Annotated in this window: 7 protein-coding genes; 1 reads left to right on the plus strand and 6 read right to left on the minus strand. The window is 75.0% G+C overall.

The window, feature by feature from the left end:
- Nucleotides 1-6: 6 nt before the first annotated feature.
- On the minus strand, nt 7-1,185 hold the full coding sequence (locus M8H82_RS15765; RefSeq protein WP_250074318.1) for a hypothetical protein: 1,179 nt from the start codon (nt 1,183-1,185) through the stop codon (nt 7-9).
- 420 nt (nt 1,186-1,605) lie between these two features.
- On the opposite strand from M8H82_RS15765, the gene M8H82_RS15770 reads away from it, so the two are divergent.
- Nucleotides 1,606-3,090 (plus strand): MFS transporter, encoded by a 1,485-nt coding sequence (locus M8H82_RS15770; protein ID WP_374211664.1) that lies wholly within the window; start codon nt 1,606-1,608, stop codon nt 3,088-3,090.
- 124 nt (nt 3,091-3,214) lie between these two features.
- Here the strand turns inward: M8H82_RS15770 and M8H82_RS15775 are convergent, their stop codons facing one another.
- The 5 genes from M8H82_RS15775 to M8H82_RS15795 are packed head-to-tail and all read right to left on the minus strand — an operon-like array spanning nt 3,215 to nt 15,878.
- A complete protein-coding gene (locus tag M8H82_RS15775) occupies nt 3,215-5,164 on the minus strand; it encodes a hypothetical protein (RefSeq protein WP_250074321.1) in 1,950 nt (649 codons plus the stop codon).
- Nucleotides 5,161-8,835 carry a DUF5682 family protein gene (locus M8H82_RS15780; RefSeq protein ID WP_250074323.1) on the minus strand — a complete coding sequence of 1,225 codons (3,675 nt, stop codon included), beginning with the start codon at nt 8,833-8,835 and terminating at the stop codon, nt 5,161-5,163. The genes M8H82_RS15775 and M8H82_RS15780 overlap by 4 nt, the downstream gene beginning before the upstream one ends.
- A 5-nt stretch (nt 8,836-8,840) precedes the next feature.
- Nucleotides 8,841-10,010 (minus strand): AAA family ATPase, encoded by a 1,170-nt coding sequence (locus M8H82_RS15785; RefSeq protein WP_250074325.1) that lies wholly within the window; start codon nt 10,008-10,010, stop codon nt 8,841-8,843.
- 52 nt (nt 10,011-10,062) lie between these two features.
- Nucleotides 10,063-15,027, minus strand: a complete 4,965-nt coding sequence (locus M8H82_RS15790; protein ID WP_250074327.1) for a hypothetical protein — start codon at nt 15,025-15,027, stop codon at nt 10,063-10,065.
- The gene (locus tag M8H82_RS15795; protein ID WP_250074329.1) at nt 15,024-15,878 is read right to left on the minus strand and encodes a DUF4132 domain-containing protein; all 855 of its coding nucleotides are present in this window, start codon (nt 15,876-15,878) and stop codon (nt 15,024-15,026) included. Before M8H82_RS15795 ends, M8H82_RS15790 begins: the two co-directional genes overlap by 4 nt.
- Nucleotides 15,879-15,944: the final 66 nt, after the last annotated feature.

The following is a 15,944-nucleotide window of genomic DNA, read 5'->3' on the forward strand; positions in this document are numbered from 1 at the left end:
TCCGGTTCAGCAGATGGTCTGCCGGCTGTTGACGAGCGTGTTGTTGCGGAACGTGGTGTCGGTCCCGCAGGGGTTCTCGCTGATCGCCGAGTTGGTGACCGTGAGGTTCTGGATGGTGATGCCGGAGTTGTTGGGGAACTCCGAGCGCGCCGCGAGCCGGATCTCGCCGCCGCCGGTGACGCTGCCGCTCTGGGCGGCGATGTTCACGTTGGTGCAGTTCTCGATCAGGATCGAGTTGTTGCCCGTGTTCGTCAGGTTGACCCGGTCGATGACCGCGCCGCCGCTCTCGGACACGCAGAACACCCCGCGTCCGCCGCCGCGCGCGATCACCTCGCCCACCCGGATGTTGGTGGGGTACGAACTGCCCACCCGGCCGTTGCGATTGGCCATGCGGAAGGCCGCGTAACCGGTGCCGGTGCCCGCGCCGTCGGCGTCGACCCTGGTGACGGTGGCGTTGATCGTCTGGTTCAGGAGCAGGCCCGAGTGGCCGACATTGCGGGCGGTGACCGTGCCGACGGTGAGGCCGTCCACGCCGTACGTCTCCACCGCGTGGCTGCTGGCGCCGGAGACGTAGACGGTGTCGATCCGGACGTTGCGGGTCCACTGGCTGGTGTCGCCGCGGTTGTCGATGCGGACCCCGAGCCCTGCCGACAGACGCATGTCGATCTGGCCGAGCACGACGTTCTGGACGTTGCGCAGGAAGATGCCGTAGAGCGGCGCGCCGGTGACGTTGAGGTGCTGGACCTCGATGTCGCGGACGCCCCGGGCGTAGACCGGGGCCTGGTCCCCGGAGCCCGATCCGGTGACGTTGATCGTGCCGCAGACGTCGAGGACCGTGTAGCTGGGCAGGGAGACCCGGGACCCGGCGCCGATCGACCCCGAGCCGCGGACGACGACCCGTTCCTTCCACGTGCGGCCCGGCGTCAGGCTGCTGACGGCGGCCTGCATCGCCGCGCGCATGTCCGTGCCGGTGTACACCACGGAACCGCCGCGGCGGGCGGTCCAGGTGCTGCCGCTGAGCACCGCCTCCGCCTGGTAGGTGCCCTCGCCGCAGGCCGCGGCCGCTCGCGGTGCGGCCGCGGTCGCGGGCTCGGACAGTAAGGCGGCGCCGGTGAGCAGGGCGGTGGCGCAGGCTGCGGTGACAACGGCGCGCCTGCGGCGGGCTGTTGCGGCTCGGTGTGCCATCTCGGTCTCTCCTATGGGGGGTTGGCGGCGCGGGATGCGCCCTGGTCACGCCCGGTGTCGGAGACGCGGTGATTGAATCGATTCACACGCGGTGCGTGACGTGGAAAGCGTTTTCTGGGATGGGTCGGGAGTGTGCCAACGGCCCTTCCGAGCGTCAAGGGGGTGCGGTTGATCGAGTGGCGACCGCGTCAAGGGGGTGCGGTTGATCGAGTGGCGACCGCGTCAAGGGGGTGCGGTTGATCGAGTGGTGACCGCCCAGGCACCGGCGTACGGTCGAACGGTGGACCGACGGTGGACGGCTCTGTTCACCGACCCCTCACGAGGGTGCAAGCCCCGAGAGTGCGACACGACATGAGCGCTAGCCAGCAGCCCACATCACCGCAGACCACCACCAAGGAAAACGGCGGTGGCGGAAACGCGATGGCCCTCTTCGTCATCGCCTCGTGCCAGCTGATGGTGGTCCTGGACATCACCATCGTGAACATCGCGCTGCCGGACATCCAGCGCTCCCTGGACTTCTCCACCACCAGCCTGTCCTGGGTGGTCAACGCCTACACCCTGACCTTCGGCGGACTGCTGCTGCTCGGCGGCCGGGCCGGTGACATCCTCGGCCGACGGCGGGTGTTCATCTTCGGCGTGCTGTTGTTCGTGTTCGCCTCCCTGCTCGGCGGGTTCGCCCAGAACGAGGCCCAACTCCTGGCCGCCCGTGCCCTCCAGGGCGTCGGCGGCGCCATCGCCTCCCCGACCTCCCTTGCCCTGATCAGCACCACCTTCCGCGAAGGCCCTGAACGCAACCGGGCGTTCGGCGTGTTCGCCGCGGTCTCGGCGGGCGGCGGCGCGATCGGACTGCTCGCCGGCGGCATGCTCGTAGAGTGGCTGAACTGGCGTTGGGTCTTCTTCGTCAACGTCCCCATCGGCCTGCTCATCGCGCTCGCCACACCCCGCTGGATCAAGGAGTCCGAACGCCACCCCGGCCACTTCGACATCACCGGTGCCCTGACCTCCACGGCGGGCATGGTGCTGCTGGTGTACGGCTTCATCCGCGCCGCGCAGGACGGTTGGCGCGATCCGCTCACGCTGGCCTCGTTCGCCGCGGCCGTCCTCCTGCTCGTCGCGTTCGTCCTGGTGGAACGCCGGTCCACGCAGCCCATCACGCCACTGCACATGTTCCTCGACCGCAACCGCGCCGGCACCTACGGCATCATGCTGTGCCTGGCCGCCGCGATCTTCGGCATGTTCTTCTTCCTGACCCTCTTCGTGCAGAATGTGCTGGACTTCAGCCCCTTGCAGGCCGGGCTCGCCTTCCTGCCGGTCAGTGCGGTCATCGCGGTCGGCGCCGGTCTCGCGTCCAAGTTCCTGCCCACGTACGGGCCGAAACCCTTCATGGTGGTCGGCGCGATCCTGGCGGCGGCCGGTCTGAGCTGGCTGACGCTGACCGACGTCGACTCCACCTACCTCGGCAGCGTCCTCGGACCGATGCTCGTCTTCAGCCTGGGCATGGGCATGGAGTTCGTCTCGCTCACGCTGATGGCGCTGTCCAACGTCACCGTCCGGGAGACCGGCGCGGCCTCCGGACTCCTCAACGCCACCCAGCAGGTCGGCGGTTCGCTCGGCCTGTCCATCCTGGTCACGATGTACGGCACGGCCAGCAGGAACGAGGCGGACAAGCAGGTACCGGATTATCTCTCCCAGGCCACCCCCGCCGAACGCCTGCGCTTCGAGCGCACAGGCGAGCTGCCACCGCCGTGGTCGGACGAGGTGCTCACCGCCGGAGTCTCCTCGGCCTTCATCACAGCGGCGATCTTCACCGTGGTCGCGGCACTGATCGCCGTCCTGGCCATCCAGGTCCGGCCGTCCGACCTGGAACGGCTCAAGGGCGGGGGAGGCGTGCCGGGGCCGGTGTGACGGAGAGGGGCTTAGGGGTGGGGGTGGGGCGGGTGTGTCGGAGGTGGCCGTCTCGGGTGCGTGACGGTTGTGCGGGGCGGGTGCCGCCCGTACGGGCGGGTGTGAGCGGGACGTCGGCCTCACGTCACGCCGTTTCCGGTTCCGCTCCCCATGCCGCCGCGCACAGCGCCCGGTCCACCTCGGCCGTGTACTGGGCCGCGCCCAGCCACGCTCGGGCGAAGCGCCCGGCATCGGCAGGGATCAGGCGGCCGAAGGCGTCGCGATCCCGCTCGGCGGCCGCCGCGTGCAGCTCGTCCAGCAGGTCGCCCGCGGTGGCGAGACCCAGGCGGCCCAGGCGCCGGGCGTCGGAGGCGCTGTCACCGGGGAACGCCAGCACCCGGCGCCCCCCGGAGGCGGCCTGATGGACTCGGCGGCGCAGCAGATGCAGCGGCGGTTCGTCAGGAGCGGATGCGGCGACCGGGGCTGTCACGGGCTCGGTGGGCGTGGCCGCGGGCAGGTCCGCGCGCTGGAGGCGGTCGAAGCCCAGGTCGACCCGGGCGGCGGGGTCGGTCGGGTGGGCCGTGGCCAGGAGAAGGGCGCGGGCGTGCGGGGCGGGGGCGAGGCGGGCCACCACGCGCAGTCGGGAGCCCGGCGCGGCGGCCAGCAACCGGAGATTCTCCCTGTCGGGAAGCGCCGGATGGTCATGGGCGGCGGCAAGCCGGACCGTCAGACGCCCGCAGGCCGCGAGCAGGCAGTCACCGGCCGCCTCGCGGACCGTGCCGAGCAGCGTGACGTCCAGGAAGAGCAGGTCGTGGCCGTCCTCGGACAGGGCCCGCAGTGCCTGCTCGGCGACGGGTACGGCCCACAGCCGGTCCAGCGGATTGCCGTCCCAGGCCACCCCGGACGCGCGCACCGCCCGTACCTTCTTGCCCGCGCCCAGCCGCCCGGTCGGCGACACCGTCGCCCCGGACACCGCGAGCCCCGCGCGGGACAACTCCCGGTGGGTCAGCGCTGTGTCTCCGATGCGCACGGCACGCTCGGCGGCACCGACCGCGCGGCCCGGCCCGCCCGGTGCCACGTCCGACACCGTGTACAGGCGGCTGTCCGCGTCGGCGGTCCAGGTGACGGCGCCCGCGTAACCGGTCGCCGTGAGGACGGGCTCCGAGAAGAGGCCGTACAGCCGCAATGAACCGTCCGGGGTGTACGGCTGCCGCACGCTGCCGCGCAGCGCCGCCAGTTCGGGACCGGTGGCGCGCGGCAGGCGGTGCGCCGCGCCGAGAACGGTGTGGAGCGCGGTGACGAGGTCGGCGAGGCGGTACGCGGGCTCTCCGCCGCGCGCCGCGCGCAGCCCGGTGACCACGGCCACCGCCGACGTGGCGGCCCGGGGCAGCCCGGCGAGCCGCGCGGTGTGCGCCGCGCGCAGCAACTCCGCCTGGACGACGGCCCCGGCGCCGTCCGTACCGGCGTCGAGCACGGCGGCCGCTGCGGCGTGCAGGGCTTGAGCGGCGGAGAGCTGGGCGGGCGTTGCCGTGGGGTCGGGATCCGGCGGGACCGGTGTGGCCGTCGTGGGGTTGGGATTCCGCGGGGTTGCCGTGTTCGCCGGGGCGTCGGCTCTCGGCGGGATCGCCGGGACCGCCGTCGCGGGGGCGCGATGCGGCGGTGTTGCCGACCCCTCTGCGAGGTCGGATTCCGGCGGAGGCGCCGAGCCCTCCGTGGTGTCGGGATTCGGCGGGGCCGCCGTGGTCGCCGCCGGCTCCGCGACCTCGTCCGTGATCTCGTCCGCGGCCGAGGCGTCCGCCACCGAGGCGTCCGCGACCGGTGCCGCTGACGCGATGGCCGCCCGGTGCAGACAGTCCGGCGCCAGCAGGCACCCGCACCGGATGGCGTCCGTACTGCTCACCACTCCGCCCGGTGCGTGCAGTTCGAGGTCGGTGTCGTCGTCCACGGCCACGCGCACCGTGTCGCCGTCCACGACGGCCGGACGCCCGGCCAGCTTGGCGACCCCCGCGTCCAGCCGCTTGCGCAGCCGGGGCGACAACGCTCCGACCAGTTCTGCGGTCACGTCCGGCGCGACCGGCGGAAGGCCCGGGCTCATGCGATCTTCTCCCCTACCCAGCGGGCGAGTTCGAGCGGACTGAGGGCGGCCACCGGCATGCCCGCGGCGACGAGCTGTCCCGCGACGCCGGTGGAGTAGCGGGGGCGGCCCGCGTCGTCGAGGCTCGCGCAGCCCAGCACTTGGCAGCCGGCCCCGACCAGGGCGCGCACCTCGGCGAGCAGCCCGCCCAGCGGATAGCCCTCCTCGAAGTCGCTGACGACCACGACGAGCGTCCGCGACGGCACGGTCACCAGCTCGCGCGCGTGCCGCAGCCCCGCGGCGATGTGCGTGCCGCCGCCCACGCTGACCTCCAGCAGCAACGACAGCGGGTCGTCGACATGGCCGGTGAGGTCGATGACCTCGGTGGAGAAGGCGAGGAAGTGCGTGGACAGGGTCGGTACCCCCGCCAGCACCGAGGCGGTGAGGGCGGCCCACACCGTGGACGCCTCCATCGAGCCCGACACGTCCGTGACCAGGATCAGCCGCCAGTCCGCGGCCCGTTTCGCCCGCGTACGGAACACCGGCCGCTCGGGGACGACCACGATCCGCCCGTCCGGGCCGCGCTGTGCGGCCGCCAGGTTGGCGCGCAGGGTGCGCGGCAGGTCCAGGCCCCCGCCCGGCCGCCGCCCCGGTCGCGGCAGGGTCGTACCGTGCAGGGCCGGTCGCAGCCGCGTGGCCAGCTCCCGGGTCAGCGCGTCCACCAGACGCCGCACGAGCGGGCGCAGCGCGGCCAGCCGGGCCTCCGGCAGTCCGCCCGCATGCCGCAGCACCGTCCGCAGCAGGTCCACCGAGGGCCGCGCGCGCTCCGGATCGAGCTCGGCCAGCACATCGGTCCGCCCCGACGCCGCCGCTGCCGCCAGCACCTCCTCCCGGATCCCGGGCCCGAACAGGGCCGCCAGCTCCTCGGACCACTCCCGCACCCCGGGATAGGGCGCCTCCCGCCCGCCGCCACGGCCGCTCGCCCCGGGCAGCCCGCCCCGACTGCCCTCGCCGCGCCCGGTGCCGTAGAGCTCGTCCAGCGCGGTCGCCAACCCGGCGGCGGAACGCGGCAGTTGGTCGGAGCGCCGGCCCAGCACGAGCCGCCAGCGGTCGGCGGGGGAGAGGCGGTGGTCCTTCAGGACCGGCGCGGGGCCGGGCTCTTCGGGCGCCGCCGGAAGGGCTCGCGGCGCAGGCAGCAGCCCCAGCCCTTCGAGTCCCGCCCGGGCCGCGAGATCCGCGCGGGTCCAGGCGGCGAGCGCGGCGGGGTTCACCGCACCGGTGTCGGTCACGCCGGCCGTGCCGCCCAGCCGGTCCTCGACGGCCGACAGCAGGCGTTCACGCGCCGCCGGGCTGAGCGTGTCGAACCCGCCCCGCAGCGCGGGCAGGCGGTCGAGGAACGCCCGGTCGGAGAGCTCCACCACCCTGTTCAGCAGCGGGTTCAGCGAGGCGGAGGCCGACTCCAGGAGCGGCCCGGCCGCGGTCAGTACGCCCGTGAGGCGTGCGGTCAGGTCCGACCGGGACTCCGGCCCGGTCGCCGAGTCGACCCAGGAGGCGATACGGCCGCCCAGCGCGCCGGGCGCCTCGTGACCGAGCAGCACCCGGACGGCCCCTGCGGCGCCCCGCATCAGCGGGGAGCCGTCGGCGGCCAGCCGGGCCAGCGCGTCGGCGAGCCGGATGCCGCCCAACTCGTCGGCGCGGTGGGCGAGTTCGAGCAGGGCGTGGGCGTCCGCCGGGTCCTCGGAGCCGGTCAGCCCGTCCACTTGGCGCACCGCGGCGGACGTCAGCAGCTCGGCCACGGCGGTGGCCCTCGCCGTACGGTCCTCGTCGGCGCCGAGCCCGGGGATGTGACCGGCGCGCAGCCGGTCCGCCAGGGCGAGAGCGGCGAGGAGTTCGGGGAGGGTGCCGGAGTGGGGCAGCACGTCGGCGACATCGGCGAGCCGTTCGTCCGCGAGCGCGGGCAGTCCGCACTCGGCTGCCTCCCGCAGCCCGCGCAGCGTCTGCTCGGCCGTACTGCCGCCCTCGTTCCGTTCCACGCGCCGCCGCTCGCGCAGCACACCCTCGGCGGCCTGCGCCGCCGTGACCCCGCGCACGCCCGCCGCGGTCAGCATCGCCGCCGTGGCGGGGGTCCAGCGCACCTCCCACCGCGAGGTGAGCGCCTCGGCCCCGCCCGTCCCGGCGACGTCCTGGGCGTGCCCGTACGGCACCCCGCACACCGTCAGACGCCGCAGCAGCAGCTCGCGCCGGCGGTCCAGATCCGACCGCAGCGGATCCAGCCGCAGATCACGCGGGGCGCCGGCGGTGTCCGGGCCGGGCAGCCCGAGCGCGGTGACCTCCGACTCCACCGCCGGGGCGAGGCCGCTGCGGGGTGCGCCCGGCGCGGGCCGGCCGGTGCGGGTCCCGACGAGCACCCGCTCCATCGCCAGGGCGACGGCCCTGCCCCGGCCGTACGGCTCGCCCTGCGCGAGCACGGTCTGCACCGCCTCCGCCAGCTCGCCGCGCCCCGCCGCGGGCAGCCCGCGCAGCCGGGCCAGGTCACCGGCCAGCCGGCTGATCTCCCGTGCGTCGGCGGGCCCCGACGGATGCCCCAGCGACCGCAACGCCGCACACACCTCCACGGCCGCCCGGGTCAGCGCCTCCTCCAGCGCGGCGGGATCCCCGGCCGCCCGCAGCACCAGGTGCTGCCACTCCGGGTCCCGGATACCGGCCGGGTAACCGGACCGCTCGTCCAGCAGGGCGTAGGTGTACGGGATGAGCGAGGTGATCCAACTCCCGCCCGCCACGGGCGTTTCCGGCTCCGGGGCGGGCTCCCCGGCGGTCAGCGCCGGGGCATGGAACGCGCCGACGACCAGCGCGGCCCGCTCCCCGCCGGCGGTCGCCGCCGCCAGACGTGCCCGCATCCACCGTTCGCGCCGCAGATCCAGCTCGGGCACGCCGCCCGAAGCCGCCGCGTCCTCGCGCAGCGCCCACCCCGTCAGCAGCGCCGCCCGCCGCAGCGCCTCCGGCGGCGAGCCCGGCGCCGTGGCCTCCACGAGCCGGTCCCACAGATCGTCCCCCGACCGCCCGGTCAGCCGAGCCCGCAGAGCATCCACGATCCCGGACCCGAGCGACACGGGTCCCACCGCCTCACGCCCTCCGGCGTCGACAGGCGCCGACCCCGCCGAAACGCGCCCCCCTGGGGCGACGACCCCCGACGCCCCCGAACCGGGCCCCTCCGGACCCACGGCCGCCGGTCCCGGCGTATCGCGCCCCCCGGCGTCGACGGCCGCCGGTCCCACCTCACCGCGTCCCTCAGGGCCGACGGCCGCCGGCCCCACCGCGCCCCGCCCCCCTCCCCACGCCCGGTCGGCCAGGGGCAGGTCGCAGGCCACGGCCGGGATTCCCCGCCGTGCCGCCCAGCGCACCGCGGCCAGCTCGGGGGAGAAGTCGGCGAACGGGTAGAACGCCGGTCCGCCGCACCCGTCCGGCGGCGCGGCCGCCAGCGCGACCGGTGCGCGGGTCTCCTCGTGGCCCAGCCACGGCAGCCACTCCTGCATCTCGGCGGGGAGTTCGACGAGCACGACGTCCGGCCTGGCCGCGTCCAGCAGGGCGGGCACGGCCGCTGCCAGGGACGGCGCATGGTGCCGTACGCCGATGAGGTACGGCCCCGCCGGGTCGGTCAGGGCCGCCACGGCCTCGTCGGGGGACAAGGGCATGGCCGTCAGCCCTCCAGTACCGTGCGCAGGTCCCACAGGGTGCGCCAGGTGGCGGAGCCCTGCTCGGCGCGCCGCCGGACCGGGCCGTCCCAGTAGCCGCGCAGCCGGGCCGCGTCGGCGGGGTCGTCCTTGCGGACCACACCGAGCAGATGGCCCGGCAGGAGCCCGAGCACATCGCGGTCGCCCGGGAAGTACGCCGCCGCGAGACCCAGCGCGCCCGCCACCGACACCGCCTCCGCGGTGCTCATCACGGTGGACGGCCGCTCCACCTCCCAGCCCTCCGCCGACCGGCCCTCCCGCAGGTCCCGGAACGCGGTCACCAGGGCCTCCAGCACCGCGTCGTCGACCTGGAAGGCCGCGCCCGCCCGCTCCACGGAGGCCCGCGCCTGGCTGCGCACCAGCGCGGTCTCGGCGTCGAGGTCCGCGATGGGGCCGACCGTCTCGAAGTTGAAGCGGCGCTTGAGCGCGGCGGACATCTCGGAGACGCCCCGGTCGCGCAGGTTGGCGGTGGCGATGAGGTTGAAGCCGGGCGCGGCATGCGCCAACGAGTCCTCGCCGCCCGCCAGTTCGGGGACCGCGATACGCCGCTCGGAGAGCAGGGAGACCAGCGCGTCCTGCACCTCCGGCAGGCAGCGGGTGACCTCCTCGACCCGGGCTATGGCGCCCCGGGACATGGCGGTGAGCACGGGCGAGGGCACCAGCGCCTGCCGGCTGGGGCCCTGGGCCAGCAGCAAGGCGTAGTTCCAGCCGTACTTGAGCTGGTCCTCCGTGGTGCCCGCGGTGCCCTGCACGACCAGGCCGCTGGTGCCGCACACGGCGGCCGACAGCAGCTCGGAGAGCATGGACTTGGCGGTGCCGGGCTCGCCGACCAGCAGCAGCCCGCGTTCGCCCGCGAGCGTGACGACACACCGCTCGACCAGCGCCCGGTCACCGACGAACTTGGCCGACACCGTCAGGCGCCGCGGCACGCCGTCCGGCGCCTCGGCGGTGTCGGGCAGCTTCAGCGCCTGGCCGCCGCTGCCCATGACGAACGTGACGACGGCCCGGGGCGTGAGGTGCCACGCGGGCGGGCGCGGCCCGTCGTCGTACGCGGCGAGGAACGCCAGCTCGGTGGCGTGCAGTTCCTCGGGCGGGACGATCTGGCGGGTCGGGGCGGAGGGCTGGGTGGTGGTCATCGGCGGCGGTTCTTCCGGTCGGCGGGCGTGCGGGTGGCCTGGTGGGGGTGCGTCATCGGCGGCGTCCCCTCCGCGTGATCAGTTCCTCGTACGCCGGTGCGTCGCCGTCGCGGGCCCTTTCCCAGGCGCGGGCGAACAGTTCGGGCAGCGGGAGGTGCGGGACGGCGCGCACTCGCTCGGATATCGGGTAGAGGCCCTCCTTCCAGCTCTCCACCGGCAGCGCGGGGCCCTTGAGGTCGCGCCAGCCGCCGGGCAGGAAGAGGGCGCGCCCGGCGCGCGGCCGCTTGGCCTCGACGACCAGGTCGGTCGCCGCGAGTTCCGCGCGCCCCTTCTTCAGGCGGGCGGGCTTCCAGCCGGTCCAGCGGGCGCAGTTGCGGTCCGTCGGGTCGGGCAGGGCGAGCAGCTGGAGGTAGAGCGCCGCCGCGTCCTCGCTCAGGCCATGGGCCGCGGCGACCTCCGTGACCAGGTCCGGCACGCTGACCACGGGGTTCTGGGCAGGCCCGGCCGGGCCGTCGGCGGTGACGGCCCGGGCGAGGTCGTCGCCGAGGAGCGCCCGCAACCACCCCAGGGCCAGGCCGCGTTGGGGTCCGATCAGCCCTTCCAGGAGGCCGAACACGGAGTCGTCCGGCCCGGCCAGGCCCGCGGGGCGGACCAGGGTGATCTCGTGGTCGCCGTGCCAGGGGCGCAGCACCAGCGCCTCCCCGACACGGGTCAGGCCCTGCGCGTCGGCGCCGCCTGTCTCCGGGAGGCCGTACGCCTTGCGCACCTCCACGGCCGTGGGGCCGCCCTTCTCCGTCCACTCGACGCCGAGTGGGATCACCAGTTCCGGGTCGGCGAACCGGCGGCGCAGCGCGGCGAGACTCTCCGGGAGAAGCGGGCGCAGGGGGTGCCCGTAGGGGAGGGCGTAGGCGAGCGAGGCGAGGGCGGCGACGGCGCTGCCCAGGTCGTGGTGGCTGGGCAGGGCGGACGGGTCGTCCGGGACCCAGTTGCCGTCCTTGTCGGGGCGCAGTGGCGTGGTCCGGCTGATCCAGGGGGTGCGCCCGGAGTTGAGGACCACCTCGGCGGAGCCGGCGGCGGGCAGTCCGGCGAGGTCTGCCGCAAGTTCCTCGGGCACCCGGACGACGGAGCCCAGCCGCTCGGCCCACACCCGGCCCGCGGCCGCCAGATCCGGTCCGGTCGACCACAGGTCGGCGGGGTCGGCGGGCAGCAGGGCGCCGAGCAGCGCCGTGCGGTCCTGCGCCGAGAGCGAGCCGAGCATGCCGTTCGCCTGGTCCATCTGGCGCGGCTTCAGGCCCATGACGGCGAGTGTCTGTGTGTCGTGATCGCGCGGCTGGGCGGCCAGCAGCACGGTCGCCTGGAGGGGGCCGACCCCGCCCCGGGTCACGGCGGCGAACGCCTCGGGCGCCTCGGCCCGCCAGGGAGCCGCGCCCTTGTCCCGGATCAGCCGGGCGACGGCGGCCAGTCCGTCGGCGGGGAACGCCTGGCCGTGCCGGGTCTCCCTCTCCAGGGTGAAGTGGGCGATCGCGCCGAACCGGCCGGACGGATCGTGGTCGAGGGCCAGCCAGTTCACCCGCCCGCGCGCGGTGTCGACGGTCTGGCAGCCGAGGACGACGACGGTACGGCCGTCGCGGCGCAGCACCTGGCCGATGCGGTGCTGGTTGTCGCGCGGCTCGCCCAGCACGACCTCGCGCAGGCTGTCCCCGGGTGCGGCGAGCGGACCTTCGGCGAGGGCCTCGAACAGCAGCAGCAGCGCCTCGCGTTGGGCCTCCGACACCGTCGGCAGGGCGGCCCGGTAGGCGAGCGGCCGCAGCACACCGAGCAGCGACGGCCAGATCATGCCGATGGCGGGGATCGTGTGCTCGTCACTGCTCCAGCCGTCGCCGAGCGGGGCCGGCCGGCCGGGCTCGGCGGACAGCGGCTTGCCGTCGGCGGGCCGCCCGGACAGGACGTGGTTCACCGCGCGGATCTGGCGCAGCGCGGTCCACTGGTGCTCGCTGCCCCAGCCTCCCCACAGTCCGGTGATGCCGCCGGTGGCGCTGTTCAGCGTCCGGTCGTCGCCGTGCTCGGGGCGGTAGTCCGCGAACATGCCCTCGATGCGGCGGCGGTCCGGACGGGCCCGCTCCACGGGCGGGGCGGCGAGGGCGGCGGCCGATTCGGTGAGCCGGAGCGCCACGCGGACCAGGGCGGCCACGCCGATGAGCAGCCGCTCGTCGGTGAACTCGGGCAGCTCCGACGCGAGGGCCCGCAGCAGGACTTCGTCGACGGAGGGAAGCTTGCCGCGGGCCTCGGCGTCAGCGGCCGCCGCGACCTGCGCCCGGTGCTCCGCCAGGGCGGCCGTGCCGGTCCGCAGCAGGTCGGCGGCCCGCTCGTCGCTCAGGGCGCGCAGGACCGCCGACGCCCGCTCGTCACGGGGGCGCAGGGCGTGCCAGAACGCCACCGGAGGAACGTACCGGCTGCCGGCGGCGAACTCGCTGCCCCGCTCGCCCACCGTCACTCGGCCGAGCAAGCCGCCGTCGGGGCCGTCGTCGGCCGCGAACAGACCGATCTGCCCGTCCGCCATCGCGACGACGGGCGCGGCGCCCCCGGGCAGCCGCAGGCAGCCCAGCGGAACGCCGCGGGTGCGGCGCAGGACCGCGGTCCGGCCGTCCGGTGTGCCGGCGGTCGTCATCGCCTCGCCGCCCGTCCCCGCGGTGCGCACCCAGCGGCCCAGGACCGTGCCGTCGGTGCCGAACGGGCTCTGTTCGAGCCCCGGTTGCAGGGGCAGGACCTCGCACAGGAGGTGTTCGAGCCGGGCGTCCTCCCGGATGGCGGACCGCAGGAAGGCGGGCAGCGAGGCACGCCCGTGCGTGCCGGTCGCCGGGTCGTACTCCAGCCACAGCTCCTGCCGCCCCTGCCGGCCCTCACGCCAGCAGGTGGTGCCGTCGCCGATGACGGCTCGGCTCGCGGGCAGGACGGTGTCGCCGGAGTGCAGGGTGCGCCCGCCGGTGGCCCGGCCGCCCCCGGGCAGCGGGATGGAGGGGTGACCGATGTGACGGCCGTACCCGTAGCCGAACTGCTCACCGCTCAGGGGGAACACCTCGGACGGCCGGGCGGACCAGTAGCCGACCTGCTTGCCCTCCTGATGCCACATCACCAGCAGCTCGCCGTCGGTGTAGCGGAACTGCGGGCGGCTCCAGCGGTCCAGCTCGACGGGCAGTCGCAGATCGTGGTCGAGCAGTACCTTCTCCGGTCCGACGACGACCGCCTTGTGCCCCCGCGACAGGATCAGCGCGGGCCACGCCTCGCAGACCGCCAGCTCGTCGTGGTGGCCTTTGCCGCGGGTCTCCGTGTCGAGCAGCCGCAGGCCCTCCTCCAGGGCGGGCCAGCCCAGTTCGTCCAGGATGCCCGCGCGCAGGGTGCGGGCCAGCACCGGCGCGATGTCGTGGGCGGTGACCCGGGCGACCGCCTCGGCGTGGACCCGGGCGGCCACCGGACGGAAGGGCTGCATCCGCCCCAGCGCCGTGCGGGCCGCGGGCAGGCCGGCCGCCGCGGTGAACTCGTCGGCCGAGTCGGCGAGCCAGTCGCGCAGCACCTCGCCCAGTACGGGATGCCCGGCCAGCGGTTCCTGCAGGGCGGACAGGGAATGGTCGCGGCTCAGGGTGCCGATCGCCTCGTAGAGCAGCCGCCGCAGCCGGGGGTCCGCGGCGCTGGCCGTCAGGTCGCGGCGGCCGGCGCGCTCGTCGCGCAGCCACCGGTCGAGCCCCAGGTGGACAGGGGTCTCCTCGTCCGGCATCGCCAGCGGCACGTGCTGCTCCGCGCACAGGTCGAGGAGGTCCGGGTCGGCACCGGCGTGCCAGCGGCCGGTGAACAGGTCGACCGGCCGGCAATCGGCGCGCAGCCGCTCCGCCATGCGCGCGACCAGCGCGAGCGTGGCGGGGGAGCGCCAGGAGACCGAGGCGCCGTGCTTGCGGTGACTCGCCCAGCGGCCGAGCCAGTCCGCCGAGTCGACCTCGCCCGCCGCTTCGGTGTCCTCGCCGGTCAGCAGCCGGTCGGCGCCGGTCTCCGCGAGCAGTGCCAGCCAGAACTCATCGTCCTCGACACCGCGGCCGAGACCGCTCGGCATGATCTCCAGCAGCCGCACGCGCACGGCCGGGCGCTGGTCGGCGAGGACGGTCAGGGTGGCCCGGTAGGTGTTCCAGAAGGAGGCCGGCGCCCGTACGGCGGCCGGGGAGGCGATCAGGTCGGCGACCAGCTCGCACTCCTCGGTGACCCGGGAGAGTCCGGCCGCCTTGATCAGGCTCCGGGCGTCCTGCGGCAGCGAGGCGTACGGCGGCATGCCGGCCGCGCAGCGCTCCACCGTCAGCTGCCGGTACTGCGCCCATGCCTCCCGCGGGTCCAGACGCCGGGCGAGGTCCTTCACATGCTCCTTGAGCGCCTTGACGGTCAGCGCCCCGGCGAAGGCGAACTCCAGGAACACCGCCCGCTGCCGGTCCTCGTCCACCGCGAGCGCGTGCACCCGCTCGGCCTCGCGCGCCTTGCCGAAGAAGGCCGCCGCGTAGGTCGTGTTCTCGTGCTGCAGGAAGATCCGCGCCGCCTGCTCGTAGAACGTCGGCAGGAAGTGCGGGACGGCCCGGCCGAGCCGCTCGCCGAGCTCCTCGAAGCCCTCCTTGGCGGTGCCGGGGCGGGACTTGGCCTGGCGGGCGAGCCGTTCGACGTCCTTGACCAGGGCCAGCGCGTGGTGGCCGTTGGCCGGGTCGTGGACCAGCGCCCAGGCGGGGAAGCCGAGTGTCTCGCGGCGCACCTGGCCGATCTCGGGCGCCTGGGGCTCGCGGGCCAGCCCGAGGAACTCCAGGGCCAGGTCCTCGGCCTCGCCGAGGGTGCCCGGCACCAGCCGGACCACGTGCCGGTCGTCCAGGGCGGGGTGGGTGTACGTGCGGACGGTGAGGGTGTCCGCGTCCTCGCGGGTGGTGGTGCCCGGCGGCAGGACGGCGCCCGCCTCCAGCAGCGCGGCCGCGGTGGTCTCGTCGTACGTGCTCATGCGGCCTTCTCCTCGTCCTCGATGTCGCGCCCGGCGTACAGCGCGGCCGCCATGCGCATCCCCTCCGACCAGGCCACCGGCCCGACCTGACCTAGTCTCAGCACCTTGCCGCTGCTGTCGGTCCAGGTCAGCGGGCCGGTCTCGGTCTCGAAGTAGCTGTCGTAGTCGCCGATCCAGACCCGGGCCTCGAGCGCGCGGCCGTCCTCGCGCAGCGAGCAGACGGCGTCGCCGCCGCGGACGCGGTAGCCGAGCTGGGTGGCCCTGCCGTGCAGGAACCGCAGCTCCTTGAAGGCCCCGCCCGCGTAGTCCTCGACGGCCGTGGACGCGGGGTCGAGACCGTCCGGGCGGTGCCACACCTCGCGGAAGAGCTGCTGGGCCCGCTGCTCGACGCCGAGTTCGACGGCGAATTCCCGCAGATCCTCCAGGTCGTCCAGGAGCACCGGGTGCGGGACGCGGACGAGTTCGGGGCTGATGCGCACGGTGTCGCCGTCGAGGTCGACGAGCCCGAGTCCGCGGTCCGGGTCGGCGTCCCGGAGGAAGCCGGCGACCGCGCCGTCCGGCCCGGTGACCACGAGGTCGCGCAGGGCGTGCTGCCAGGCCGGGTCGGGCCACACCCCGGTGACGACGGCGAGCGGCACCGGAAGCGAGCGCACCATCCACCGCTCGACGTCGGTCAGGCACTGCCGTTCGTGCCGCTCCAGCCACTCGGCGAGCTGACGCAGCCCCACCACCGCGGGATCGTCCGCGAGTTTGGCCGGCACCGACTTCAGCCGCCGTCCGGCCGCGTTGCGGCAAACGACCTTCCCCGCGTCCAGCGCGACCTCGTAGTCGCCGGCCGTCACCCACCCCACAGGTGCCTCCCCGCACTCAGTGATCAAGTGACGGGAACTCTAGGCGAGGCCACTGACAACGCCCCT

This window comes from Streptomyces sp. YS415, from assembly GCF_023544665.1.
GTDB lineage: Bacteria > Actinomycetota > Actinomycetes > Streptomycetales > Streptomycetaceae > Streptomyces.

What these genes read in the sequence shown, in the direction of transcription:
- M8H82_RS15765 (WP_250074318.1), bottom strand. Translation starts at nt 1,185, where the DNA reads ATGGCACACCGAGCCGCAACAGCCCGCCGCAGGCGCGCCGTTGTCACC.
- M8H82_RS15770 (WP_374211664.1), top strand. Translation starts at nt 1,606, where the DNA reads ATGGCCCTCTTCGTCATCGCCTCGTGCCAGCTGATGGTGGTCCTGGAC.
- M8H82_RS15775 (WP_250074321.1), bottom strand. Translation starts at nt 5,164, where the DNA reads ATGAGCCCGGGCCTTCCGCCGGTCGCGCCGGACGTGACCGCAGAACTG.
- M8H82_RS15780 (WP_250074323.1), bottom strand. Translation starts at nt 8,835, where the DNA reads ATGCCCTTGTCCCCCGACGAGGCCGTGGCGGCCCTGACCGACCCGGCG.
- M8H82_RS15785 (WP_250074325.1), bottom strand. Translation starts at nt 10,010, where the DNA reads ATGACCACCACCCAGCCCTCCGCCCCGACCCGCCAGATCGTCCCGCCC.
- M8H82_RS15790 (WP_250074327.1), bottom strand. Translation starts at nt 15,027, where the DNA reads ATGAGCACGTACGACGAGACCACCGCGGCCGCGCTGCTGGAGGCGGGC.